The 24,431-nt window shown below is 59.2% G+C and carries 18 protein-coding genes and 2 pseudogenes; 14 read left to right on the top strand and 6 right to left on the bottom strand.

The window, feature by feature from the left end; genetic code table 11:
• Positions 1-245 precede the first annotated feature (245 nt).
• Both AC1RAC_RS13920 and AC1RAC_RS13915 read right to left on the bottom strand, forming a co-directional pair.
• A complete protein-coding gene (locus AC1RAC_RS13920; protein WP_072448543.1) occupies positions 246-1,274 on the bottom strand; it encodes a GGDEF domain-containing protein in 1,029 nt (342 codons plus the stop codon).
• 2 nt (positions 1,275-1,276) lie between these two features.
• Complete coding sequence (locus AC1RAC_RS13915; RefSeq protein ID WP_169922168.1) at positions 1,277-2,128, bottom strand: hypothetical protein; 852 nt, start codon at positions 2,126-2,128, stop codon at positions 1,277-1,279.
• A 329-nt stretch (positions 2,129-2,457) separates the two neighbouring features.
• Between AC1RAC_RS13915 and AC1RAC_RS13910 the strand changes: the two genes are divergently transcribed.
• The 5 genes and pseudogenes from AC1RAC_RS13910 to AC1RAC_RS13890 all read left to right on the top strand — a co-directional run bounded on the left by AC1RAC_RS13910 (position 2,458) and on the right by AC1RAC_RS13890 (position 9,449).
• Positions 2,458-3,348 (top strand): bestrophin family protein, encoded by an 891-nt coding sequence (locus AC1RAC_RS13910; RefSeq protein WP_003190542.1) that lies wholly within the window; start codon positions 2,458-2,460, stop codon positions 3,346-3,348.
• A 138-nt stretch (positions 3,349-3,486) separates the two neighbouring features.
• A pseudogene (locus tag AC1RAC_RS13905) lies at positions 3,487-4,566 on the top strand (HAMP domain-containing protein); the annotation flags it as partial.
• Positions 4,567-4,893: 327 nt separating this feature from the next.
• Positions 4,894-5,430 (top strand): annotated as a pseudogene (locus AC1RAC_RS13900) (methyl-accepting chemotaxis protein); the annotation flags it as partial.
• Positions 5,431-5,720: 290 nt separating this feature from the next.
• A complete protein-coding gene (locus AC1RAC_RS13895) occupies positions 5,721-8,129 on the top strand; it encodes a glucose/quinate/shikimate family membrane-bound PQQ-dependent dehydrogenase (RefSeq protein ID WP_054922108.1) in 2,409 nt (802 codons plus the stop codon).
• Positions 8,130-8,186: 57 nt separating this feature from the next.
• Entirely contained in the window at positions 8,187-9,449 is a 1,263-nt protein-coding gene (locus tag AC1RAC_RS13890) for a carbohydrate porin (protein ID WP_072448538.1), read from the top strand.
• On the opposite strand, the gene AC1RAC_RS13885 is transcribed toward AC1RAC_RS13890, so the two are convergent.
• The 3 genes from AC1RAC_RS13885 to AC1RAC_RS13875 form a co-directional block, all read right to left on the bottom strand.
• Positions 9,446-10,621, bottom strand: coding sequence for a XylR family transcriptional regulator (locus AC1RAC_RS13885; RefSeq protein ID WP_034127136.1), 1,176 nt, complete (start codon positions 10,619-10,621; stop codon positions 9,446-9,448). The two genes, AC1RAC_RS13890 and AC1RAC_RS13885, sit on opposite strands and share 4 nt — an antisense overlap.
• 127 nt (positions 10,622-10,748) lie before the next feature.
• Positions 10,749-11,138, bottom strand: a complete 390-nt coding sequence (locus tag AC1RAC_RS13880) for a hypothetical protein (RefSeq protein ID WP_054895673.1) — start codon at positions 11,136-11,138, stop codon at positions 10,749-10,751.
• On the bottom strand, positions 11,135-12,550 hold the full coding sequence (locus tag AC1RAC_RS13875) for a PAAR domain-containing protein (RefSeq protein ID WP_492616660.1): 1,416 nt from the start codon (positions 12,548-12,550) through the stop codon (positions 11,135-11,137). The genes AC1RAC_RS13880 and AC1RAC_RS13875 overlap by 4 nt, the downstream gene beginning before the upstream one ends.
• Positions 12,551-12,830: 280 nt before the next feature.
• On the opposite strand from AC1RAC_RS13875, the gene xylA reads away from it, so the two are divergent.
• The 7 genes from xylA to AC1RAC_RS13840 all read left to right on the top strand — a co-directional run bounded on the left by xylA (position 12,831) and on the right by AC1RAC_RS13840 (position 21,023).
• Complete coding sequence (gene xylA, locus AC1RAC_RS13870; RefSeq protein WP_054895675.1) at positions 12,831-14,147, top strand: xylose isomerase; 1,317 nt, start codon at positions 12,831-12,833, stop codon at positions 14,145-14,147.
• 144 nt (positions 14,148-14,291) lie between these two features.
• Positions 14,292-15,293, top strand: coding sequence for a D-xylose ABC transporter substrate-binding protein (gene xylF / locus AC1RAC_RS13865; RefSeq protein WP_181124158.1), 1,002 nt, complete (start codon positions 14,292-14,294; stop codon positions 15,291-15,293).
• Positions 15,290-16,843, top strand: a complete 1,554-nt coding sequence (gene xylG / locus AC1RAC_RS13860; RefSeq protein ID WP_181124157.1) for a D-xylose ABC transporter ATP-binding protein — start codon at positions 15,290-15,292, stop codon at positions 16,841-16,843. The genes xylF and xylG overlap by 4 nt, the downstream gene beginning before the upstream one ends.
• Complete coding sequence (locus AC1RAC_RS13855) at positions 16,844-17,980, top strand: sugar ABC transporter permease (protein ID WP_106118377.1); 1,137 nt, start codon at positions 16,844-16,846, stop codon at positions 17,978-17,980. It begins immediately after the preceding gene.
• A 224-nt stretch (positions 17,981-18,204) separates the two neighbouring features.
• The gene (locus tag AC1RAC_RS13850) at positions 18,205-19,146 is read left to right on the top strand and encodes an ornithine cyclodeaminase family protein (protein ID WP_252950242.1); all 942 of its coding nucleotides are present in this window, start codon (positions 18,205-18,207) and stop codon (positions 19,144-19,146) included.
• A 117-nt stretch (positions 19,147-19,263) separates the two neighbouring features.
• Positions 19,264-20,397 carry an NAD(P)/FAD-dependent oxidoreductase gene (locus AC1RAC_RS13845; protein ID WP_072448524.1) on the top strand — a complete coding sequence of 378 codons (1,134 nt, stop codon included), beginning with the start codon at positions 19,264-19,266 and terminating at the stop codon, positions 20,395-20,397.
• Complete coding sequence (locus AC1RAC_RS13840; RefSeq protein ID WP_161906660.1) at positions 20,397-21,023, top strand: helix-turn-helix transcriptional regulator; 627 nt, start codon at positions 20,397-20,399, stop codon at positions 21,021-21,023. The genes AC1RAC_RS13845 and AC1RAC_RS13840 overlap by 1 nt, the downstream gene beginning before the upstream one ends.
• A 124-nt stretch (positions 21,024-21,147) precedes the next feature.
• Here the strand turns inward: AC1RAC_RS13840 and AC1RAC_RS13835 are convergent, their stop codons facing one another.
• The gene (locus tag AC1RAC_RS13835) at positions 21,148-21,924 is read right to left on the bottom strand and encodes an ABC transporter substrate-binding protein (protein ID WP_057978047.1); all 777 of its coding nucleotides are present in this window, start codon (positions 21,922-21,924) and stop codon (positions 21,148-21,150) included.
• Positions 21,925-22,183: 259 nt separating this feature from the next.
• Between AC1RAC_RS13835 and AC1RAC_RS13830 the strand changes: the two genes are divergently transcribed.
• The gene (locus AC1RAC_RS13830) at positions 22,184-23,377 is read left to right on the top strand and encodes a hypothetical protein (RefSeq protein WP_181124153.1); all 1,194 of its coding nucleotides are present in this window, start codon (positions 22,184-22,186) and stop codon (positions 23,375-23,377) included.
• Between the two features lie 43 nt (positions 23,378-23,420).
• Positions 23,421-24,398, top strand: coding sequence for a hypothetical protein (locus tag AC1RAC_RS13825; RefSeq protein WP_492616659.1), 978 nt, complete (start codon positions 23,421-23,423; stop codon positions 24,396-24,398).
• Positions 24,399-24,431 lie beyond the last annotated feature (33 nt).

The raw sequence follows: 24,431 nt of genomic DNA, 5'->3' as shown, positions 1-24,431 counted from the left end.
ACAGCCGGCACAGTTATACCGAGTACATATCCATTCCTGCGGTAACAGCCACTTAGGGTTCTCTTGCTCCACCACTCGGCACCTCGCCCAGGCTCGGTGTGCCCGTAATCCGCCAGCGTGGTTTAACGGGGCGCTTAAGATCAAAAGCAGATCAAGATCAAGAGCGGCTCGCTTCGCATCGTGGTTAGCGTTGGCTGCTGCAACTTGGAAAGTTGTGCAGATACCTATGCACTAGACGCCAAGCCTCAGGACAAGACCGCCTTTAACAGCGCGCCGTCCAGGTGCACACAGTCCTTGCCATTGCGCTTGGCGCCGTACAGGTTCTTGTCCGCCATCTTGAGTACGGCCGACAACTCGTCGCCCGGCGAAAAACGCGCCATTCCCGCACTGCAGGTGTAATGGTGGGGCGCAGGCACACTGCTGCGGATCGCTTGCAACAAGTCCAGGGCATAATCACAGGCCACCTCCACATCGTCGCCCTGCAATAACACGCCGAACTCTTCCCCGCCGATCCGTCCAAAGCTGTGGCTGCCCTTGGCGTTTTTCAGGCACAGGGCCATGGCGCGCAGAATCTTGTCCCCCACGTCGTGGCCATACAGATCGTTTTTTTCTTTGAAACTGTCGATATCCAACATGATGAAGTAGCCGCCCTGCTCCCCACCGAGCAACTTCTCGAAGCTCTGCATAAAAGCGCGCCGGTTGAGAATGGAGGTCAGGTAGTCGGTCTCGGCCAAGGCGCGAAACTCGCTTTCCACCAGCAATACCGAACGCAGGTTCTTCAAGTAGGAATAACTCAAGATAAACCCGATGGATACCGACGCGGCGCAGAACAGCAGCAAATACACCTCGGTGCCAACGTATATATCCGCCTGCATGGGCGGCCACAGGATCAGCCAGATCAATAGCGCATCGGCCAGGTAATCCTGGACACTGATAAACAAGATCGCACTGCCCACCACCAGGGTCACGGCCAACGGCAGGCCATAGATACGCAACTCTTTGTTCATATGAATCAGATAAGCGAAGCCGACGGACAACAACACCATATAGGTGACCCCCAGCACTCGCCAGAGCAGAAAGTTCGTGGTGGTGGCATGTACCCGGCAAACAATCAGCAGGCCCACCGTGACGCCCAACATATAAAAATTCAACTTCAGGGCCGCAGGAATCAGGAGCATGCCGACCCAGGCAATAATCCCTACCCCTTCGGCTTGGGTCACCGCAGGTGACAACAAACTGCGCATTCTGGGCCGCAACTTCAAGTTAGCAGGCATCCTTACGCTCCCATCTCAATAGCATGCAGGCCCATCGCAAATGAAAAGGCCATGAACCGCTTTACCAGGCTGGCAAAGGGTGGCAGAACTTCCAGCCGGGTTTTGGAGTGGGCTTTGAAATAACCCTTTTCAACCCCCTCCTGCACCATACGGATAATGTGGGTCTTGGACACGGAAAGTTGCTTGGCCAAGGCCAGGTAGGAAGACGACCGGAAGGTGGCGCGGTCGTTCTCAGGGGCAAAGGCGTCGTTGTAGATCGCCAGCATCAACAGATGGCCGGCGTCGCGCTTCACCAGCCAGTAACATTCGGGCAGCAAGACATCCACCGTCAACTCGGCCGCGAGAATCATGGCAAAACCCTTGAAATAGAGCGCAAGGAACTCGCGGTCATCCAAGTCGCGCATCTGCCGGAACACTTCCCTTTCGGGATAGAGCAGCGCCAAAGACTCCGTGAGGGCGGTGAGCATCAACCGCGCTTCGCGGCAGGCTTCATCCGAAGGTGCATACACCCTGAAGCGACTGTCTTCGGGGTGCGGCGCAACCTCCATGAAACCCAAGGCCCGGAATAGCAAAAAAATCGATTCCAGGCTGTTTTTCGAACAATATTTGCGCGTTACGCACAAGGCTTTAACTTCTGCCAACAAAGGCAGCGGTGTAGAAAAGTATTGGCTCAATAATGCAAACGACACCATCAAGCGGCTGTATTTAAGGGCACTCTTGTAGAAAAACGGTCGTCTCGAATAGGGCACGAGCAGCACGTGGTAATGCGCTCTCATGCACGATTCAAAATCCTTATGACGTTCGAGCGCTTGCGCGGTATTACACATAGCCAACTTCAACGAACTGACACGCATGAAAGAGCCCTGATCATCCAACTTGATGCCACTGATCTCAGCTACGAAATCCCTGCAGCCCGGCCCCAAAACAAATCACTTCAAAAATCCTGCCATTAATGGCTTTTTGCCTCGAACGCAATGTACAGCGATTGCCGGACAAGACGTCATCAGTACCAAAGTTGTTCCACAGTCAGATGCCCTATGGCACACACTTACGCGCAACCTTTGGTTACATTCTCTCCGCCTGGCGGTTAGAGGACTAATCGATTCAGCACACTGCGAACCTTCCTTCCTCGGCGGCGTCGTAACAGGGGATTGTTGCCAACCGCCCGCCGCGAGGTTCTCGTTTGAAAGCTGCCCTTCTGAAGAAATACCGCCTGATCATCAAGACCATGGGCTATGTGGGCTGGGCGTTGTTCTGGCTGTTGTTGTGGGATGTGGCGGTGACGGTGGATTTCATGCTGTTTCTCACCGCCAAGATCAATTTGCCGCTGATGCCCCTGACCTTGCTCGGCTCGGCACTGGTGGTGCTGATCAGTTTTCGCAACAGCAGCGCCTACAACCGCTGGTGGGAAGCACGCACGCTGTGGGGTGCGATGGTCAACAACTCGCGCAGTTTTGCTCGGCAAGTGTTGACCCTGCTCGATGACGCCCCTGGTGAGGTGAACCCGGTGAAGTCGACGCTGTTGCGCCGTCACGTGGCTTACGTCAATTGCCTGGCTGCGCACCTCAAGGGCCAGCCGTGCCCGGAGGAAGTGCGAGCCTTTATCCCCGCCGAAGAATTTGCGCGCAACGGCGCCACCAATAACTTCGCCAATGACATCCTCACCGGCTCGGCCTCGTTGCTGGCGCGCGAATACCAGGCCGGGCGCCTGGACAGCATTCGCCTGGCGCGGTTGGAGTCGACCCTGGTGGACCTCTCCAACGCCCAGGGCGGCATGGAGCGGATTGCCAACACACCACTGCCCTACCCTTACGTGTACTTCCCGCGGCTATTCATTTCGTTATTCTGCCTGATCGTGCCGGTGGGCCTGGTGGAATCGCTCGGTTGGTTCACGCCGTTGGCCTCCACGGTCGTGGGCTTCATGCTGCTGGCCATCGAACGCATCGGCACCGACCTGCAAAGCCCGTTCAATTCCAGCGAACACCAGATCCAGATGGAAAGCATCTGCGAAACCATCGAGAAGAACCTGCAGTCGATGCGCCGCGATGCCCTGGTCGGTGACCCGATCGCCTGATTCCCCCTCCTCAAGTGCCAACTCCCTCGGCCGATATACCGAGGGTACGCATGGCCTCGCCTCTCACAAAAACGCCTGCGACACGCAGTAGCCATTTTTCTCCCCTTGCCAAAACTATAAATACCCGCGGGTGAAGTCATGAATATCAAGCAGAAGCTGACATGGGCGTTTGCGGCCATCGCGTGCGTGCCGGTCATCCTGGTCGCCATTATCGTGGTGCTGAACCTGCGCGAGGGTGCGCTGGCCAACTTCCTCGACAGCAGCGGCCGCGAGATCCGCCAGATCGACAATGGCATGCAGCAGTTTTTCGACGGCATCAGCCAGAATGTCGACTTCGTCGCCAAAGACCCGCGTGTGATCGCGGCCAAGAACCTGAAGAACTACGCCGGCGCCGATGCAGCGCAAATTCCGCTGACGCCGACCAACACCGAACTGCTGGCGATTTTTGATCAGTTCGCCAAAAGCCACCCCAGTACCGCCTACCTGTCCCTGGGACTGAGCGATGGCGGCTACGCCAGTTGGCCGGACGACGCCAAGCTGACGCAGTACGACCCGCGCACCCGCCCCTGGTACCAGGCCGCCATTGCAGCGCCAGGCAAGACCGTGCGCACAGGCGCCTACTACTGGGCCCCGGACGATGTGGTGCTGATCGGCACCGTGCGCACCGTCGCGGATGCCACGGGTAACGTCCTTGGGGTGGTTGGCCTTGACGTGTCGCTCAAGCAACTCACCGAGCTGGTGCGCACCATCAAGCTGGGCGACAGCGGCTACCTGATGCTGGTGGAAGCCGACGGCAACGTGCTGGTGGACCCCAGCGATGCCACGCACAACTTCAAGCCCCTGGCGGGCCTGGGCGCGAACTACGCCGAACTGGCCAAGCACGGCGATGGCGTGACCGAGGTGAGCATCGATGGCGTGGCCTACATGGCTAACGTGGTCAGTTCCAAAGACTTGGGCTGGCGCTTTATCGGCCTGATCAAGCGTGACGAAGTGATGGCCGGCGCCACCCGCCTGACGTGGTTGATCGCTGCGATCGCCGCCGTACTGGCCGTGGTGTTCGCAATCGTCGGTGCCAGTTTCGCCCGTGTGATCGTGCGTCCGATTCGCGGTGTGGCCGACGGCCTGCAGGAAATCGCCGAAGGTGAAGGCGACCTCACGCGCCAGCTCAAAGTGCAAGGCAAGGACGAAACCGCCAGCCTGGCCGGCTGGTTCAACCAGTTCCTGAGCATGATCGCGCAACTGGTGCAGCGCATCGGCAACGCCTCCTCAGACCTGCAAACCGCCGCCGCCGACACCAGCGCCGTGGCCAACAATATGAACCAGGCCGCCGGCCGCCAGCGCGAAGCCGTGGAACTGGTGAGCACCGCGTTCAACGAGATGGTCGCCACCGCCAACGAAGTCGCGCGTTCATGCAGCGCCGCCGCCACGAGTGCCGATGAGGGCTATCGCGACGTGCACACCGGCCAGCAGCACATCGGCGAAGCCACCGGCAGCGTGCTCAAGCTCAGCGAAGACCTGCAAAAATCCACACAGACCATGCAGTTGCTCGAGCAAGACAGCCAGAACATCAACACCATCCTCGACACCATCCGCTCGATTGCCGAACAGACCAACCTGCTGGCGCTCAACGCCGCGATCGAAGCCGCCCGCGCTGGCGACCAGGGCCGCGGCTTTGCGGTGGTCGCCGATGAAGTGCGTGCACTGGCGCGTCGCACCGCCGACTCCACCGGCGAAATCGACAGCCTGCTGGGCAACCTTGCCCGCCGCACCCAGGAAGTCACCCAGCAGATGCAAGGCAGCTTGCTGGTGTCCAACACCAGCGTGGAGCGCATCCAGCAGGCCCGTGACAGCTTTGACAAGATCCGCGGCTCGGTGGACTCGATTCGCGACCAGAACACTCAGATCGCCACCGCCGCCGAAGAGCAGCACCAGGTGGCCGAAGAGATCAACCGGCATATCGCGCAGATCCACGCCGACGCGCAGTTGGTGGAAGGCTTTGCGCATTCGGCGCAGACCGGTTCAGGGCGGCTGACTGATATTTCCGGCCAGCTCAATGGGCTGGTGGGGCGCTTCAAGTTCTGATGCCCGCCCAATAAAGGCAGCGCTGTACCGTGGCGAGGGAGCTTGCTCCCGCTGGACTGCGTAGCAGTCCCAGTCTTTTAAATTAAGAGAGGGGCCGCTTCGCGCCCCAGCGGGAGCAAGCTCCCTCGCCACAGGGTACGCGTCGCAGGGTCCATCTAGGCCGACTCAGAGGCGGCCCTGCCCATCATCGCAGTACCTGCAACAGTCTATTGCAGGACTCAAATGTACTAACCGGTTACTTATCTTGCTAAAATCGCGTCTTTGCCCTCTCTCACTCGAGTCCATTCGACATGAAACGAGCATCGCGCGCCGCTGGCGTCTCTAGATTCTTACTCCTGGGCCTGGGCGTCGTCATCGCCCTGCTCGGCCTTGCGCTTGCCGTCGGCGGCGCCAAACTGGTCAGCCTGGGAGGTTCCTGGTACTTCCTGCTGGGCGGCGTGGTCATGGCCATCTCCGGGCTGTTGATTGCCCGCTGCAAGCCTGCCGGCGCCTGGTTGTTCGCCGCGTTTCTAGTGGCTACCGCCGTGTGGGCGGTGGCCGACGTGGGCCTGGAATACTGGCCGCTGTTCTCGCGACTGTTCATGTTTGCGGTGATTGGCGTGGTGGTCGCACTGGTGTATCCGTTGCTGGCTGGCAAACCGGCGCGGGGTGCCTATGGCGTCGCCGCCGTATTGGCGCTGGGCGTGGCGGTGGCAGCGGGCAATATGTTTGTCGCGCACCCCAGTGTTGCGCCCACCGGTGCAGGCCCGGGCGTCACCCCGGTGGCTGCGGCCGATGCGCAGAAAGATTGGGCCCACTACGGTAATACCGAAGGTGGCAGCCGTTTCGCCGCGCTGGACCAGATCAACCGCGACAACATCGACAAGCTCAAGGTCGCCTGGACCTACCACACCGGCGACGTGGCCATCAGCGACGGTAACGGAGCCGAAGACCAACTGACGCCCCTGCAGATCGGCAACAAAGTGTTTATCTGCACCCCGCACAACAACCTGATCGCGCTGGATGCCGACACCGGCAAAGAACTGTGGAAAAACGAAGTCAACGCCAAATCGGCAGTGTGGCAGCGTTGCCGGGGCATGGCGTATTTCGACGCCAGCGCGCCGATTGCCCAGCCGGCCCAGCCCTACAGCTCGCCGGTCCTGGCCGCCAGCGTGCCCGCCGGTGCGCAGTGCCAGCGTCGCCTGCTGACCAACACCATTGATGCACGCCTGATCGCCGTAGACGCCGACACCGGCAAGTTCTGCGAAGACTTCGGCACCCACGGTCAGGTGGACCTCAAGGCCGGCCTGGGCAATGTACCAGACAGCTACTACCAACTGTCCTCAGCGCCGCTGATGGCCGGTACCACCGTCGTAGTCGGCGGTCGCGTGGCAGACAACGTGCAGACCGATATGCCCGGTGGCGTGATCCGTGGCTTTGACGTGATCACTGGTCAGATGCGCTGGGCCTTCGACCCAGGCAACCCTGAAGACAAGCAGGCCCCGACGGGCGACGCCACCTACGTGCGCAGCACCCCGAACAGCTGGGCGCCAATGTCTTACGACCCACTGATGAACACGGTCTTCCTGCCGATGGGCAGCTCCTCCACCGATATCTACGGCGTGGAGCGCACCCAGCTCAACCACAAATACGGCGCTTCGGTGCTGGCACTCGACGCCTCCACCGGTGCCGAGAAGTGGGTCTACCAGACGGTCCACAACGACCTGTGGGACTTCGACCTGCCAATGCAGCCAAGCCTGATCGACTTCACCCCGCCAGGTAGCGACAAGGCTGTACCGGCCGTGGTCATCGGCACCAAGGCCGGGCAGATTTACGTGCTCGACCGCGCCACCGGCAAGCCGCTGACGGACGTGCAGGAAGTGCCGGTAAAAGCCGCGAACATTCCCAACGAGCCGTATTCCCTGACCCAGCCTAAATCCGTCGGCATGCCGCAGATCGGCGCGCAAACCCTCACCGAGTCGGACATGTGGGGCGCGACGCCGTATGACCAGTTGCTGTGCCGCATCGATTTCAAGGGCATGCGCTACGACGGCCTGTACACCGCGCCGGGCACCGATAAATCCCTGAGCTTCCCGGGTTCCCTGGGCGGCATGAACTGGGGCAGCATTTCCACCGACCCGGTGCACGGTTTTATCTTCGTCAACGACATGCGCCTGGGCCTGTGGATCCAGATGGTACCGTCGCAGAACAAGGCCCAGACCTCTTCCGGTGGGGAAGCGCTGAACACCGGCATGGGCGCCGTGCCGCTCAAGGGCACGCCGTACGCGGTGAACAAAAACCGCTTCCTGTCGGTGGCCGGCATTCCGTGCCAGGCGCCGCCATTCGGCACCTTGACCGCCATCGACATGAAGACGCAAAAGGTCGCCTGGCAAGTACCGGTGGGCACCGTTGAAGACACCGGCCCCCTGGGTATCCGCATGCACCTGCCAATCAAGGTAGGCCTGCCGACCCTGGGCGGTACGCTGTCCACCCAAGGCGGCCTGATCTTTATCGCCGGCACCCAGGACTTCTACCTGCGCGCCTTCAACAGCGGCAATGGCGATGAAATCTGGAAAGCCCGCCTGCCCGTCGGCAGCCAGGGTGGGCCGATGACCTACGTGTCGCCGAAAACCGGCAAGCAATACATCGTCGTCACCGCCGGCGGCGCACGCCAGTCCACCGACCGTGGCGACTACGTGATCGCCTACGCCCTGCCGTAACCGCCCTCTGTTCGCGCGGTGCTCCGGCACCGCGCTTTGTGTTTGGAAAGATCCCCCATGACCCCTACTCCTCATACCGCCTGGCGCCTGGCGCTGGGCCTGGCCTTTGCGGCCGCCCTGCCCGTTCAAGCCGACGACACCACCCTGACCGGCGACTGGGGCGGCCTGCGCCGCGAACTCGACGCGCAAGGTGTGCGCTTTACCGGTGACTACAGCGGCGAGACCGCCTACAACGCCCACGGCGGCCAGCACCGTTCGGCGCGCTATTCGCAAAATATCAAGCTCGGCGTGCAGTTCGACCTGGGCAAGCTCTACGGCTTCAACAACGGCGACCGCATCCAACTGACCATCAACGACCGACGCGGCAACAGCGCCTCCGAGGACTTGGTGGGCAACCGCCTGCCGATCCAGGAAAACTACGGCGGCCTCTACACGCGCCTCACCGAGCTGAGCTACGAGCGCACGCTGTTCACCCCGGCGCTGAACCTCAAGCTGGGCTATATGGCCATGGGCAATGATCTCGGCGGCCTGGACAGCGGCATCCTGTGCAACTTCATGAACGCCGGCTTCTGCGGGCATCCGCTGAATATGTCCGGCGGCAGTGGCTGGGCCAACTACCCGAATGCGCACCTCGGTGCCCGGGTAAAATACGACTTTTCGCCCAACTGGCAACTGCGCGTGGCGGCGTTCAATGTCGACCCGTCCAGCAACGGCAACTCCAGCCGTGCCTGGCACCTGGGGCCGAAGCACACCACCGGCACCGTGGTGCCCATCGAGCTTATCTACAAGCATGCGGGCGCACTGCCCGGTGAATACAAGCTCGGGTATTACTACGACAGTTCCGATGTAAAACGCATTGGCAGCAACAAGGACGTCAGCGGGCGCGGCGGTCACTACCTCTTGATCGACCAGGCTGTGTGGGCCTCACAATCATCCCAAGGCCGTAGCCTGCACGCCTTCGGCCAGTACTCTGCCGCCAGCCAAGCGGCCTCGCCGTTCACCAAGTGGTATGGCGCAGGCGTGGTGCTGTACAAGCCGTTCGAAGGTCGCCCGCGCGATACCGTCGCCCTGGGCTATGGCCGCGCGGTGCCGAACCCGCGCAGCCGTGATGTGCAAGAGTTGGCTGCGTTCAATGCCGGGGCGTCCTACCCCTCAATCGACAGCGCCGAACAATTGATCGAACTCAGTTATGGCTACCAGGCCACGCCTTGGCTGACCTTGCGCCCGGATGTGCAATACATCATCGAGCCGGGGGCGTTTTCCGGTGAGAGCATCGACAATGCGCTGGTGCTGGGTTTGCAAGTCAAAGCGGTGTTCTAGCTCGCGCCCTGCTGATACTGACGTGGCGTGCAGCCAAATTCGCGGCGAAACACCGTATGCAGGTACTGCGCAGAGGTGAAGCCGCAGCGTGCGGCAATGTCGGCTATAGCAAGGCTTTGGTTTTCCAGGCCCTTGGCGGCAGCGGCGAGTTTGAAGCGCAAAATCTCATCATGCACGCTGCAGCCACGCGCCTTGCGAAAATGCGCTTCCAGGGACGAGCGGGAAACACCGACATAAGCGGCGACCTGATCGGTCTTGATACCCTGGCAGGCGTACTGGCGGATAAACAACAAGGCCTGCATCACGTAAGGGTTGCCCAGGGGTTGATGCAGGCTGGAGGCTTGCACGTTAATGGCGTCTGGCGGCACCAGCACCTGCGTGCCCGTGCAGGGTTTGCCATGCAGCATCTGATGCAACAATGCCGCAGCGGTACGGCCCATGGTCTCCGTGCCCTGGATCACCGAACTGAGCGGCACCCGCGTGAGGGTGCGGGTCAGCGGGTCGTTGTCGATGCCGATCAACGCCACCTCCTCCGGCACCGCAATACCCGCCGTCAGGCAGGCTTGCAGCAATTGCCGGGCGCGGGCATCGGTCACCGCGATGATGCCGATAGGCTTGGGCAAGCTGTGCAGCCAGGCAATCTGCTGCTCCACCGCGCTGTCCCACAACGGCGCACTGGTGCCCAGGCCGCGATACACCTCTACCTGCAAGCCATCACGCTGCATCAAGCGGCGAAAAGCTTTCTCACGCTCCTGGGCCCACCGATTGGCCTGGGCTTCGGGCAGGCTGAAACAGGCAAACCGCGTCAAACCCGCCTCCACCAGATGCTCGTAGGCCAGCTTCATCAGGGCATGGTTATCGGTGGCCACATAGGGAATGCCCTTCGGGTACTTGCCCACATCCTCATAAGACCCACCCACCGCCACCACTGGAACCCGACTGCCGGCCAACGCCTCGCCAATCAGCGGGTCATCGAAGTCAGCAATTATCCCATCGCCCTGCCAACGCTCGATACCGCGCAGGCGGCAGAGGAAGTCTTCTTCCAGGAACAGGTCCCAGGATGCGCGGGTGCTGCTCAGGTAGTTGCCGATACCGGCGATGATGCCGCGGTCGTAGATTTTGCTGCCGTTGAAGAGCAAGGCGATACGGTGAACGGGCGGTAGGGTTTTCATTGTTTTTGTCCTGGGGCCGGTCGGTGCAGATTAGGCCTGTGTACTACGCACGCCTAGCTACATTCAAATCGATGTCACGTCCTGGAAGCAGTCTGAGCATATCGGGCCTCAGGGAGGCCCGTTCTATCTACCTAAATTTTAAAACTATGAATACAGTTCCTAGCCAAACGCCAGTGCCAACTACCATTGCTAAATGTAGGTTCAGCAGGCGTTTTAGGTACGGAGGAAAGTTTTCATAATCGATAGGGCTCAAGTCACCAATGCGGATATATGTCCTTGGCATCGCTATCATCCCGGTGATTTTCGCCATCTCCAACAACGACCAAATATAGCCGCGCCTCCCCAGGCTCGGCCCCCAAAGATAAATATAGCGACTGTTTTTCAATGCCTCTTTTATCGCATCCAAATGTCGATGACTCAGGAACAAGCTGTACGCAATACTCACGAGTTCGAGCAGAAAAGGCCCGCCGGTAAAAATGATCGCAGCCCAGGGTGACCAAGAGTCAATACGGGTCATGGTTGAAAAGCCTCGTAAATTTTTTCCCCAATATAATCGCCACCCATCTCACCGAAAGTCGTACCTGCCCAGGCGCCGGCCCCGACTAAGGCCGCGACACAGACGACCCCTCCAAGCCCGCCGGTTGCCACTCCAATCCCCAAACAGATTGAACCACCCGCAATTTGACCCGTCACTCCACCCCAAATACCCCCCAATGTGGCTCCAGCGAATTTCCCCCCTTCAGTGAACTTAACCCTCTCACATGCAGCTCCAGAATCCCCGTTACATACCTGCTCAATAGCCAGCAACGAAGACACTCCCCCAAGTCCAATACCGATATAACCCCCTGCCTTCATGTACTTCGTGGCACGGCTGACCGCTTCCACATGAGCGGCATACCCCGGAATCTGCCCCGGCCCACCCGCCTTGTCCCAGTGATGCACCAAGCTGCGACTGGATATACCCAGGGCCGTTTTCAACTTGGGGTGATCGCCCAAGGTGGTCTGCCCGCGCAGGCGGGTGGAGTTGAGCAGATGAGCATCCAACTGATTCATAAGTCGCTGACGATCAGCAAAGAACTGCGGTGACCTAAGGTGTCCGTGCTGCCGATAGCTGTCCTGATGCAGGCGCTCCATGGCCTGCAGCGTTTCGCGCAGATTGCTCAGGTGTTTTTCCATCACCACTGCGCTGACGCCGAGCCAGGTTGAGGTTTGGCCGATGAAACCGGCGATCTCTGCACCGTGGCGATGCAGAAAGTCAGCCTCGTCCGGCGTCAGCTCATCCAGTGATGCGCTGACGTGTTGTGCAGCCTGCATCAGTTGAGCTTCTTCATACGAGCAGGAGGTGTTTTTCGGATCGCTGAGCACGGTCATCGAACCAGCTTTGACGTGGCCTGTGTTGGGATTCAGCGATTGAAACTTGCGCATTACAGCCGGGTCGAGCGTCGGAAAAAGTGTGGCTTCCAGCGCCTCGCGGGTCATGCTTTTGGGCACGATATAAAAACCTGGCTCCTGACCTTGCACACCATTGGATGCCATTGATCCAACATGACCGGACGGCACGAAACCAGAATGACGTGGCGCTACAGTGTTTCGATTTACAGATGATGCGTTTGGTTGAGCTACTCGCAGGTTAATGGGTGGTTCTGCATGTTGGTTTTCATAGGTGGCCGAGTACACCGAAGGAATCAGCTCGGCTTTACAGGGACAGTCGCTGTAACTATCCAAAGTGCCGGCCATAAGCCGGCCATGGCTGTTTATGTGGGAAATGCCACCGACGATCTTATAAGTTTGCCCATCCTTGCCGCAGGTGACTCGGTCACCTTCGCACGCATGAAAAAGGCCATGTATGTTGACTCTCTTATCACCGTCCAGCACTTCCCCGCCGCAGGTGGTCTTGTCACCCAGTCCAATGAAATAACCTACGCTCATTTTTTTGCCTCTTATCCATGTTTTTTGGCCGTACTTCCCTGCTCGTCCCGATAAGAAAACTGACGCGTAACGCCTTCCGAGGTAACGAGCAAGTGGCACACCAAACCTTGAAGAGGCATATCCCCACCGTAAAGTCAGACGTTTCTCTAAATCCTGTACTCCCTCAGCCGTTCTCAGCCCCTCACTCAAAATCGCACTCCCCTTTGGTGATTTTCATAATCAGCCGCCCAAGTGCCATTGCTAGTATCCAGACACCGCTCAGAACAATAAGGAAAACCCCATGCCGTACTTCCCCGGTGTCGAAAAGGTGCGCTTCGAAGGCCCTGCCAGCACCTCTGCCCTCGCGTTTCGTCACTACGACGCCAACAAACTGATCCTCGGCAAGCCCATGCGGGAGCACCTGCGCATGGCCGCCTGTTACTGGCATACCTTTGTGTGGCCGGGGGCGGATATGTTTGGGATGGGGACGTTCAAGCGCCCGTGGCAGCGCAGTGGCGATCCGATGGAGGTGGCCATCGGCAAGGCCGAGGCGGCGTTTGAGTTTTTTTCCAAGCTGGGCATCGACTACTACAGCTTTCACGACACCGATGTGGCGCCCGAAGGCAGCACGCTCAAGGAGTACCGCAATCACTTTGCGCAGATGGTCGACCACCTGGAGCGCCATCAGGAACAGACTGGCATCAAGCTGCTGTGGGGCACCGCCAATTGCTTCAGCAACCCGCGTTTTGCCGCCGGGGCGGCGAGCAACCCAGATCCAGAGGTGTTCGCCTTCGCCGCCGCCCAGGTGTTCAGTGCAATGAATGCCACGCTGCGCCTCAAGGGCGCCAACTATGTGCTGTGGGGTGGCCGTGAAGGGTATGAAACTTTGCTCAACACCGACCTCAAGCGCGAGCGCGAACAGCTCGGGCGTTTTATGCGCATGGTGGTTGAACACAAGCACAAGATCGGCTTTACGGGTGACCTGTTGATCGAGCCCAAGCCCCAAGAGCCGACCAAACACCAATACGATTACGACAGCGCCACCGTGTTCGGCTTCCTGCATGAGTACGGCCTGGAACACGAGATCAAAGTTAACATCGAGGCCAATCACGCGACGCTGGCCGGGCACAGCTTTCATCATGAGATCGCCACCGCCGTGTCGTTGGGGATCTTCGGCAGTATCGACGCCAACCGCGGCGACCCGCAGAACGGTTGGGACACCGACCAGTTCCCCAACAGCGTCGAGGAGATGACCCTGGCCACCTACGAAATCCTCAAGGCTGGCGGGTTCAAGAACGGCGGCTATAACTTCGACTCCAAGGTGCGCCGCCAGAGCCTCGACGAGGTGGACCTGTTCCATGGGCATGTCGCCGCCATGGATGTGCTGGCCCTGGCGTTGGAGCGTGCGGCGGCGATGGTGCAGGACGACCGCTTGCAGCAGTTCAAGGACCAACGCTATGCCGGCTGGCAGCAGCCGTTGGGCCAGGCGGTGTTGGCCGGTGAGTTCAGCCTGGAGTCATTGGCTGAACATGCCTTTGCCAACGAGCTGAACCCGCAGGCGGTGAGCGGGCGCCAGGAGATGCTTGAAGGCGTGGTGAATCGGTTTATCTACACCTGACTGTGACCAGAGATTGCTCCCGCTGGGGCGCGAAGCGGCCCCAAAAAATGGGAGTGCTGCGCACTCCAGCGGGAGCAAGCTCCCTCGCCACAAAGAGGATCTTCACCTAGTGTCTTTCCAACAACAATAAAAGGACGCACCACCATGAAGTCATTCAAACCTGCCCTGCTCGCCGCAGCCCTGGCACTGCTCGCCCTGCCGGTGATGGCGGATCCTGCGCACCCCAAAATCGGTTTTTCCATCGACGACCTGCGCCTGGAGCGCTGGTCCCGCGACCGTGATTACTTTGTCGCCGCTGCGGAAAAGCTCGACGCCAAGGTGTTCGTGCAGTCTGCCGATGCCAACGAGCAGAAGCAGATTGCCCAGATCGAAAACCTGATCTCCCGGGGCGTCGATGTGATCGTGATCGTGCCGTTCAACGCCACGGTGCTGACCAATGCGGTGGCCGAAGCCAAGAAAGCCGGGATCAAGGTGGTGTCCTATGATCGCCTGATCCTCAATGCCGACATCGACGCCTATATTTCCTTCGATAACGAAAAAGTCGGCGAGATGCAGGCCAGCGGCGTGTTGCAAGCGGCGCCCAAGGGCAATTACTTCCTGCTCGGCGGCGCGCCGACGGACAACAACGCCAAGGTGCTGCGCGAAGGTCAGATGAAGGTGCTGCAACCGGCCATCGACAAAGGCGATATCAAGATCGTCGGCCAGCAATGGGTCAAGGAATGGAACCCCACCGAGGCATTGAGCATTGTCGAAAACGCCCTGACCCGTAACGACAACAAGATCGACGCTATTGTCGCCTCCAACGACGCCACCGCCGGCGGTGCGATCCAGGCCCTGGCCGCGCAGAAACTGGCGGGCAAGGTGCCAATCTCCGGCCAGGACGCTGACCTCGCAGCGATCAAGCGCGTGATCAACGGCACCCAGACCATGACCGTGTACAAACCGCTCAAGCTGATCGCTACCGAAGCGGCCAAGCTTTCGGTGCAACTGGCACGCAGCGAACAGCCGACCTACAGCTCGCAATATGACAATGGCAGCAAGAAGGTGGACACCATCCTGCTTACGCCGACGCCGTTGACCAAAGCCAACATCGACCTGTTGGAAAAGGACGGTTTCTACACCAAAGAGCAGATCGCCGGGCAATGACCGTGGCCGCCGATTACCTGCTGCAAATGAACGGCATCGTCAAAAGCTTTGGCGGTGTCAACGCTCTCAACGGCATAGACATCAAGGTCAAGCCTGGGGAATGCGTGGGCCTGTGCGGTGAAAACGGGGCGGGTAAATCCACCTTGATGAAGGTGCTGTCGGCGGTGTACCCGCACGGCACCTGGGAGGGGGAAATCCTCTGGGATGGGCAGCCGCTCAAGGCCCAGTCCATCCGCGAAACCGAGGCCGCCGGGATTGTCATCATTCATCAGGAACTGACCCTGGTGCCCGACCTGTCGGTGGCCGAGAACATTTTCATGGGCCACGAACTGACCCTGCCCGGTGGGCGCATGAACTACCCGGCGATGTTGCACCGCGCCGAGGCGTTGATGCGTGAACTCAAGGTGCCAGACATGAATGTGGCGCTGCCGGTGTCGCAGTACGGCGGCGGCTACCAGCAACTGGTGGAGATCGCCAAGGCCTTGAACAAACAGGCGCGCCTGTTGATTCTTGACGAGCCCTCCTCGGCCTTGACCCGTGGCGAAATCGAGGTGTTGCTGGACATTATCAAGGGCCTGAAGGCCAAGGGCGTGGCCTGCGTGTACATCTCCCACAAGCTTGATGAAGTGGCGGCGGTTTGCGACACCATTGCAGTGATTCGCGACGGCAAGCACATCGCAACCACCGCCATGGCAGACATGGACATCCCCCGGATCATCACGCAGATGGTCGGCCGCGAAATGAGCAACCTCTTCCCCATCGAGCACCATGAAGTGGGCGAGGTGATCTTCGAAGCGCGTAACGTCACCTGCTACGACGTCGATAACCCCAAGCGCAAGCGCGTCGACGACATCTCCTTCGTGCTCAGGCGCGGTGAAATCCTTGGCATCGCCGGCTTGGTGGGCGCCGGGCGCACGGAGTTGGTGTCGGCGCTGTTCGGCGCTTACCCCGGCCGCTACAGCGCCGAAGTATGGCTGGACGGCCAGGTGATCGATACGCGCACGCCGCTCAAGTCGATCCGCGCCGGGCTGTGCATGGTGCCCGAAGACCGCAAGCGCCAAGGCATCATTCCCGACCTGGGGGTAGGCCAGAACATTACCCTGGCGGTGCTCGACACCTACGCGCACATGACCCGCATCGACGCTGAGGCCGAACTGGGCAGCATCGACCAGCAGATCAGCCGCATGCACCTCAAGACCGCCAGCCCGTCGCTGCCGATCACCAACCTCTCAGGCGGCAACCAGCAAAAGGCCGTGCTGGCGAAAATGCTGATGACCCAGCCCAAGGTGCTGATCCTCGACGAACCCACACGCGGGGTGGACGTGGGCGCCAAGTACGAGATCTACAAATTGATGGGTGCGCTGGCCGCCGAAGGCGTGTCGATCATCATGGTCTCCTCAGAACTGGCCGAAGTGCTCGGCGTGTCCAACCGCGTGCTGGTGATTGGCGACGGCCAGTTGCGGGGGGATTTCATCAATGAAGGGCTCACCCAGGAACAGGTGCTCGCCGCCGCGCTCAGCCATAACCCTAATGATCGGAAGACCGCGTAGATGAATCAGGTCAAACACCTTTTTACCCGCTACAAGATGCTCGCGCTGGTGATCGCCGTGGCGTTCATCTGGTTGTTTTTCAGTTGGCAGACCGAGGGCGGTTTTCTCACCCCGCGCAACCTCTCCAACCTGCTGCGGCAGATGTCGATCACCGGGATATTGGCCTGCGGCATGGTGCTGGTGATTATCAGCGGCGAGATCGACTTGTCGGTGGGCTCGTTGCTCGGACTGTTGGGCGGGCTGGCGGCGATTCTGGATGTGGTCTATCACGTGCCGCTATTGGCCAACCTGAGCCTGGTGGCGCTGTGCGGCTTGATGATCGGCCTTGCCAACGGCTACATGACCGCTTACCTGCGCATCCCCTCGTTCATCGTCGGCCTGGGCGGAATGTTGGCGTTTCGCGGGATTCTGCTGGGGATTACCGGCGGCACCACCATTGCGCCGGTGTCGCCGTCGCTGGTGTATGTGGGCCAGGGGTATTTGCCCCACAGTGTGGGCGCGGGGCTTGGCGTACTGCTGTTCGCACTGACGCTGTTCCTGACCTGGAAGCAGCGGCGCAACCGCGCACTGCATGGCTTGGCCGCGCACGCTTTGGTGCGCGACGTGTTACGTGTGGTATTGATCGGCGCGGTGCTCGCCGGGTTCGTCACCACCCTCAACAGCTACGACGGTATCCCCGTGCCGGTTCTGCTGTTGCTGGTGCTGCTCGGCGTATTCAGCTACGTCACCAGCCAGACCGTATTCGGCCGCCGCGTGTATGCGGTAGGCAGCAATATGGAAGCCACACGGCTATCCGGCATCAACGTGCAAGCGGTGAAACTGTGGATCTTCGGCATCATGGGGGTGATGTGCGCGCTGGCCGGCCTGGTCAACACCGCCCGCCTTGCTGCGGGTTCACCCTCGGCGGGCAACATGGGTGAACTCGATGCCATCGCGGCCTGTTTTATCGGCGGCACATCGATGCGCGGCGGCTCGGGCACCGTCTATGGCGCGTTGCTTGGCGCGTTGGTGATTACAAGTTTGGACAACGGCATGTCGATGCTGGATGTGGACAGCTACTGGCAGATGATTGTGAAGGGCAGCATTCTGGTGCTGGCGGTGTGGGTGGATGTGAGTACGCGCTCGGGCAGGCGATAACTCGTCCGCCAGAACACCACCGATCACCTGTGGGAGCTGGCTTGCCTGCGATGGCGGCGGGTCAGCCACCTGATGGACCGACTGACACACCGCTATCGCAGGCAAGCCAGCTCCCACATTTGATCTTCATGGCTCCCCCCACATTGATCTCATTTTTACCTCAGGTTATTGCGGACAAAAACTAAAAGTCCATAATGGACAAATTAGTTTATCCGGAGAACCCCATGTCCACGACGCCCCTCGTCATCGACCAGGCCCAGGCCCGTACTTTATTGGCTCAAGTCGATGTACCCGCGATCCTGCGCAAACTGTTCCGCGACCTCGCCGCCGGGCAAGCGGTACAGCCGGCGCAACAGCTGGTGGAATTTCCTCAAGGCGCCGGGGATTTCATCAACTACCTGGGCGTACTGGCCGGAGACGGCGTGTACGGGGTCAAGACCTCCCCCTATATCGTGCGTGATCAGGGCCCTTTGGTGACGGCCTGGACCTTATTGATGTCGATGCACAGCGGCCAGCCATTGCTGTTGTGCGATGCCGCTGAATTGACCACTGCACGCACCGCCGCCGCCACGGCTTTGGCAGTGGATGCGCTGGCACCGGCGGCGGCGCAACGCCTGGCGATCATCGGCAGCGGCAAGGTCGCCCAGGCGCACCTGCGTTATGTGCAGAACCTGCGCGACTGGCAGCAGATCCGCCTGTACTCGCCAAGCCTGGGCAGCGCCAGCGCCGAGACGCGTGCGCAGTTGACCAGCCTGGACCCGCGCCTGAGCCTCGTCTCAAGTTGTGAGGCCGCCCTGGAAGACGCGGATGTGATCCTGCTGTGCACCTCGTCCGCCGGGCCGGTCATCGACCCCTCGCGCCTGAGCAAACCCGCGCTGATTACCTCCATCAGCACCAATGCGCCACGTGCCCATGAAGTACCGCCACATTGCCTCAACCAGATGCACGTGTTCTGCGACTACCGCCAGACCACTCCGGATTCGGCCGGTGAGATGCTGATCGCCAGCGAACAGCACGGCTGGGACAAACGCACGATTGTCGGCGACCTGCCCGAGTTGTTCAGCGACATGGCCCAGCGCCCCGACTACGATCGTCACGTCTTTTTCCGCTCCATCGGCCTGGGCCTGGAAGACATCGCCCTGGCCAATGCCCTGTATCGACTGTAGGAGCGAGCTTGCTCGCCAAGACCTCACAGGCACTGCGGTCACACAGAATCGGCGCGTTATCGTCAACGTTTTTCGCGAGCACGCACGCGCCTACAATGCTTATTTCAGGAGATCTCCATGAGCCAGGCAGACTTCATCATTATCGGCGGCGGCATTGCCGGCGCGTCCACCGGGTTCTGGTTGTCGCAGCACGGCAAGGTGTTGGTGCTTGAGCGTGAAAACCACCCGGCCTATCACTCCACCGGGCGTTCGGCAGCGCTCTACACCGCCGCGTACGGCACCCCGCAAGTACGCGCGCTGACCTTGGCCAGCCGGGCCTTCTTCGACCAGCCACCCGCAGGCTTCTGCGAACATCCCCTGCTGACGCCCCGGGGCGAAATGACCGTTGATTTCAACGGTGACCCGGCCGAACTAGACAGCCAGTACCTGAGCGCCAAGGCGACCGTAGAGCAGGTGCAGCGCCTGACGGTCGATGAAGCCTGTGCACGCTTGCCGATCCTGCGCCGTGAAAAAGTCCACGGGGCAATCTACGACCCTACCGCCTGTGACATCGACACCGACGCCCTGCATCAAGGCTACCTGCGCGGTATCCGCCGCAACCAGGGCGAAGTGCGCACCGACAGCCATGTGCTGGGCTTGAGCCGCGACGCCGACGGCCTGTGGCAGGTGCGCACCCAGGATGCGACCTTCACCGCGCCGGTCATCATCAACGCCGCCGGTGCCTGGGCCGACCATATCGGCGGGCTGGCGGGCGCAGCGTCCATCGGCTTGCAGCCCAAGCGCCGCTCGGCCTTTGTCTTTGCCGGCCCCGAGGGCATGGACAGCCACGACTGGCCGATGCTGGTAGCCCTCGACGAAGCGTTCTACATGAAACCGGATGCCGGCATGTTCCTCGGCTCACCGGCCAACGCCGACCCGGTAGAACCCCAGGATGTGCAACCCGAAGAGCTGGATATTGCCATGGGCATTTACCAGATCGAGGAAGCCACCACCCTGACCATCCGCCGCCCCACGCGCACCTGGGCCGGGCTGCGCAGTTTTGTGCAGGACGGTGATTTGCTGTCGGGCTTTGACCCGCAAGTACCGGGGCTGTTCTGGGTGGCAGCGCAAGGCGGCTATGGTATCCAGACCTCACCCGCCATGGGCCAGGCAAGCGCCGCTCTGGTGCGCGGCGAACCGCTGCCGGAGGCACTGACCCGGTTCGGCCTGGACGCTGGTATGCTCTCACCGGTCCGCCTGGAGCCCCATTGATGAACACCGCTGAACAAGACAAGGTCATGCAGAACTTTCGCGCGATTGCCGATGCAATCGCTACGTTGTTCTTTCCCCATGCAGAAGTGGTGCTGCATGACCTGCGCACGCAAACCGTGGATTACATCGCCAATAACCTGTCCAAACGCAGCCTGGGTGACGACTCGTCCCTGGAGGACATGCTCGACGGCGACGTCAGCGAGGTGAATATCGGCCCTTACGAAAAGCTCAACTGGGACGGCCAGAAAATCCGCAGCCTGAGCACCGTGCTGCACGACCACAAAGGGCGCAGGCTGGCTGTGTTGTGCATCAACCTGAATATTTCAATGTTCGAAACGGCCAAGGCGGCGCTGGATTTATTCCTGTCGCCAAGCAAGCTGATCGCACAGCCGGACGCGCTGTTCCGTGATGACTGGCAGGAACGCATCAACACCTTCCTGCATGCCTGGCTGCGCGAGCGTCAGTTGAGCCTGAACCTGTTGACCCGCGACCACAAACGCGAACTGGTGCTGGCGCTGCATGCTGAGGGAGCCTTCAAGGGCAAGAGCGCCTCCAACTATGTGGCCAATGTGCTGGGCATGGGGCGGGCGACGGTCTACAAGCATTTGAAGGAATTGAAGGCCTGATCAGTTGTAGGAGCGAGCTTGCTCGCGAAGAACTTTAACGATAACGCGTGCATTCTGGGTAAACGCGGTGCCTGAGAGTTCTTCGCGAGCAAGCTCGCTCCTACAAGAGTTCGATCCGCTAGAATCAGTCGCCGTAGATATCGGCCTTGAAGTACTGCTGTGAAATCTTCTGGTATTCGCCGCTGGCGCGAATGCCGTCGATGGCCGCATTCAATTCGCTGACCAACTCGCCATTACCCTTGCGTACTGCGATGCCGGCCCCCTCACCCACGTATTTCGGGTCTTTGAGCTCCGGGCCGACAAAGGCATAACCCTGCCCGCGCGGCATCGACAGGAAGTCGCTCAGGGGAATGGTGTCGGCAAAGATCGCATCCAGGCGCCCCGCTGCCAGGTCCATGTAGATTTCTTCGTTATTGCTGTAGCGCTTGACGTTGATGCCCTTGGGCTCAAACACCTCGGTGGCATACCGGTCGGTAGTCGTTGCGCGCTGTACACCAACGTTCTTGCCCTTGAGGCTGGCGTACTGGTCATCCACCACGGCGCCGTCCTTCATCACCAGGCGCGACGAGGTGAAGTAGTACTTGTGGGTGAAATCCACCGACTTCTTGCGGTCTTCGTTGATGGTCATGGACGACAACGCCATGTCGATCTTCTTGACCTTGAGGGACGGAATCAGCCCGTCGAACTCCCCTTCGATCCACACGCACTTGACCTTCATTTGCGTACACAGGGCGTTGCCAATGTCGTAGTCGAACCCCACGATCTTGCCGTCACCGGTTTTGGAGGCGAACGGTGGGTAAGCGGCCTCAATGCCAATACGCAGGGTTTTCTCGGCGGCCAGCAGGTGGCTGGCGGCAAACAGGCTCAGGGCCAGGGCGGGAAGGAGATGGCGTTTCTTCATGGAGGGGTTCTCGCAAGTTGTTGTTGGTTTGGCAAGAATGTCAAAACGGAAGATCACACATACTGCAAAATCCATATTGGACTTTATCGTACTTTAAATCAACAGGACGTTTGACACGCAGAGCAGCCGACTCTCGCAAGCCATGCGCATATACCACTCGTCGCGACTGTCAATATTGACAGGTAGACGCTGCACCCCCTCTCCGATCTGATTGGCTTGGTGATGAACCTTAAGTCAGTTCGAATTGGATGATTAAATCATGAGCGATACTCCGTTAACTGAAATCGACATGCCTGGCGGCGGATACCCAATGAACGCAGGTTCCGCAAGGACCATCAGCTACTTGCTGCTTGAACAGCAGCAGTTTCAAGGAAGAGAAAATGCTACCGCCCGGCTTTATAACAACCGGCGCCAGGTTTCCGAATTTTTGATTACGCTGGAGGCGCGAGATGAACATGGACAAGTGACCGTCGTACCCGATGGAACAACGGTCGAAATCATTCCGTTCATCGCCCTGCGAGGTCGCTGGCCTGCAAAAACCGGCCCGCATGAAAAAGGCTATTTACCGTTTGATGAAAGTTTCACTGTTCAAGAAATTGACTCATCACCCCCTCCGCAATCCTACAGGCCGGAAAGCGTGGCGCCGAGTCAGTTCTTGCCTGCGCCAAAACCGGAACCGCTCACTCTTTACTCTCCGGACGGTACACAAACCCAACGAAAAGTATTTAAACGATACTTGACCAATGACGCAAACCCCGGGGGCATAGTAGACCGATTCGCCGTACGTGTCCGTTTACCCGGTACGAGCGTTGATTACACCAGCCGTAACGAGGATGTGTCTTATGGCGGCGCCGGGCAGAATGGTCGTTTCTACAGTTCCGTCTATCTTAGGTCAGTAACGCAGAACTATTACACTGCGGGAAATGGCGGCTTGGTAGAAGCAGTCGAACAAGTGCGTTATCACAGCCAGTATTGGTATACCTACAACCATTACATCGGATTTAACTTGCCCGGCACCGCAAGGGCCATTGCGATTAAACACGTTGAACATGACGATGAATGGTTTACTTGGAACATATACGATCTCCGTCATGGTTCTGGAAAGGCCTACTTCTCCCTTCTGGTCGGCGTCCGCGAACCCGACAAGCCGAACTTTCTCTGGTATGCCTACCCTTCGAACTGGAATAACCAAGCTGGTCAATGGCTGAGAGAAAATGGTTACTTCAAGCCAAGCACCGATAGGTTGGTATTCGTGGTTTCAGGCGTGGTGCCAACAAGTAACAGCCTTGTTAGAAATTCTTCTAAAGAATTTACCACTTTTGACGCTTTTGGTAACTCGCAACGATTTAAAACAAGTGTGGCGTTATTAGATCCAGAAAATGACAGCACGAGATACAGTCTTCGCATAGAGGAAGCGCCGGTCAACATCTTTCAGGACTCCTTCGAAACGTGAATACCACGTCATTTCAGTAGCCCATACACTCACGGTGAATAGCATGACTGAACAAACCCTCCGCGCCTCCAATAATTGGCTGAGCCGATTCGAAATAAATTTGACCAGTTTGTCGGCGCTGCTCTATCCCAACGCCCGTCAACAAGTATTGGTGACATTGATCATTGCTCCCAGAACAGGCCAGACCATTTCTGACGATGAATTAGAGAGCGTGTGTATTACCACCCGTAAAAACGAACTCTTCCCAATATTACCCGGAGGTGACGACGGCAGTGAATGGTTCTATTCCCAAACGAAAAATCAGTACCTGCCTTATCCAACGAGCGCTGTCAGCCCACCGCCTACTCAAAAAGAGCCTGAGAATGTCAATTTCTTTCAAAAAGATTTTTATATCCTGAGCCGTGCTCCCACGGGAGCATCGGTCCGATTGTATGCACAAATCACCCAGCACACCGCGCAAGGGCCTGTTACTTACAACACCGCAATAGATGCTACGTTCAAATCGTATGTCGACCTTAGAACGGCAGAAATTCCGCACTTTAGTATCCCTGACAACTACACGTTCAATCGAGACTTGGTCGCGGGCAACCCCAACAGCGATTTATTCACCTGGGAGTACCAACTCGCTGGAAAGAATGTGCAGATGCCCGTGGTCGAATTACTCTCGGTAACAGGTATGAGCCCCATGGGAATGATTCAATGGGTTGACCGCGACAACACGGTCACGCGGGCCTCCCATGTCGGATACGCCGCACCGGGCGAGCCCAACGTCAATTACAACACAGCGATTAAACTCGGCTCGGAGTTTTCCCCTGCCACTACGGTTGCGCGTCCAAGAAGAGGCCATGTGACTGTGGTGCTGCAGGGCGGCAACAATATTCCCTACCACAGTGAAAGTGCGATCAATCAAGGCGGCCCTTGTCAGCTGCGCGCCATCGACACGTACGGCAACGAGCACCTATTGAATATTGCATTCAAAGACCGAACGCCGACTGGCCGCTTGGAGTTGGTGTTGTTGTGATTTTCCCTCACAGGTCTCCTCTCATCATCAGGA

The organism is Pseudomonas sp. GW823-FHT02F05 (assembly GCF_058797315.1).
This window is presented reverse-complemented; position numbering and strand designations above follow the sequence as displayed.

Excerpts from the sequence above, each read along its gene's own strand:
- AC1RAC_RS13920 (WP_072448543.1), bottom strand. The coding sequence starts at position 1,274 with ATGCCTGCTAACTTGAAGTTGCGGCCCAGAATGCGCAGTTTGTTGTCA.
- AC1RAC_RS13915 (WP_169922168.1), bottom strand. The coding sequence starts at position 2,128 with ATGCGTGTCAGTTCGTTGAAGTTGGCTATGTGTAATACCGCGCAAGCG.
- AC1RAC_RS13895 (WP_054922108.1), top strand. The coding sequence starts at position 5,721 with ATGAAACGAGCATCGCGCGCCGCTGGCGTCTCTAGATTCTTACTCCTG.
- AC1RAC_RS13890 (WP_072448538.1), top strand. The coding sequence starts at position 8,187 with ATGACCCCTACTCCTCATACCGCCTGGCGCCTGGCGCTGGGCCTGGCC.
- AC1RAC_RS13885 (WP_034127136.1), bottom strand. The coding sequence starts at position 10,621 with ATGAAAACCCTACCGCCCGTTCACCGTATCGCCTTGCTCTTCAACGGC.
- AC1RAC_RS13880 (WP_054895673.1), bottom strand. The coding sequence starts at position 11,138 with ATGACCCGTATTGACTCTTGGTCACCCTGGGCTGCGATCATTTTTACC.
- AC1RAC_RS13875 (WP_492616660.1), bottom strand. The coding sequence starts at position 12,550 with ATGAGCGTAGGTTATTTCATTGGACTGGGTGACAAGACCACCTGCGGC.
- xylA (WP_054895675.1), top strand. The coding sequence starts at position 12,831 with ATGCCGTACTTCCCCGGTGTCGAAAAGGTGCGCTTCGAAGGCCCTGCC.
- xylF (WP_181124158.1), top strand. The coding sequence starts at position 14,292 with ATGAAGTCATTCAAACCTGCCCTGCTCGCCGCAGCCCTGGCACTGCTC.
- xylG (WP_181124157.1), top strand. The coding sequence starts at position 15,290 with ATGACCGTGGCCGCCGATTACCTGCTGCAAATGAACGGCATCGTCAAA.
- AC1RAC_RS13855 (WP_106118377.1), top strand. The coding sequence starts at position 16,844 with ATGAATCAGGTCAAACACCTTTTTACCCGCTACAAGATGCTCGCGCTG.
- AC1RAC_RS13850 (WP_252950242.1), top strand. The coding sequence starts at position 18,205 with ATGTCCACGACGCCCCTCGTCATCGACCAGGCCCAGGCCCGTACTTTA.
- AC1RAC_RS13845 (WP_072448524.1), top strand. The coding sequence starts at position 19,264 with ATGAGCCAGGCAGACTTCATCATTATCGGCGGCGGCATTGCCGGCGCG.
- AC1RAC_RS13840 (WP_161906660.1), top strand. The coding sequence starts at position 20,397 with ATGAACACCGCTGAACAAGACAAGGTCATGCAGAACTTTCGCGCGATT.
- AC1RAC_RS13835 (WP_057978047.1), bottom strand. The coding sequence starts at position 21,924 with ATGAAGAAACGCCATCTCCTTCCCGCCCTGGCCCTGAGCCTGTTTGCC.
- AC1RAC_RS13830 (WP_181124153.1), top strand. The coding sequence starts at position 22,184 with ATGAGCGATACTCCGTTAACTGAAATCGACATGCCTGGCGGCGGATAC.
- AC1RAC_RS13825 (WP_492616659.1), top strand. The coding sequence starts at position 23,421 with ATGACTGAACAAACCCTCCGCGCCTCCAATAATTGGCTGAGCCGATTC.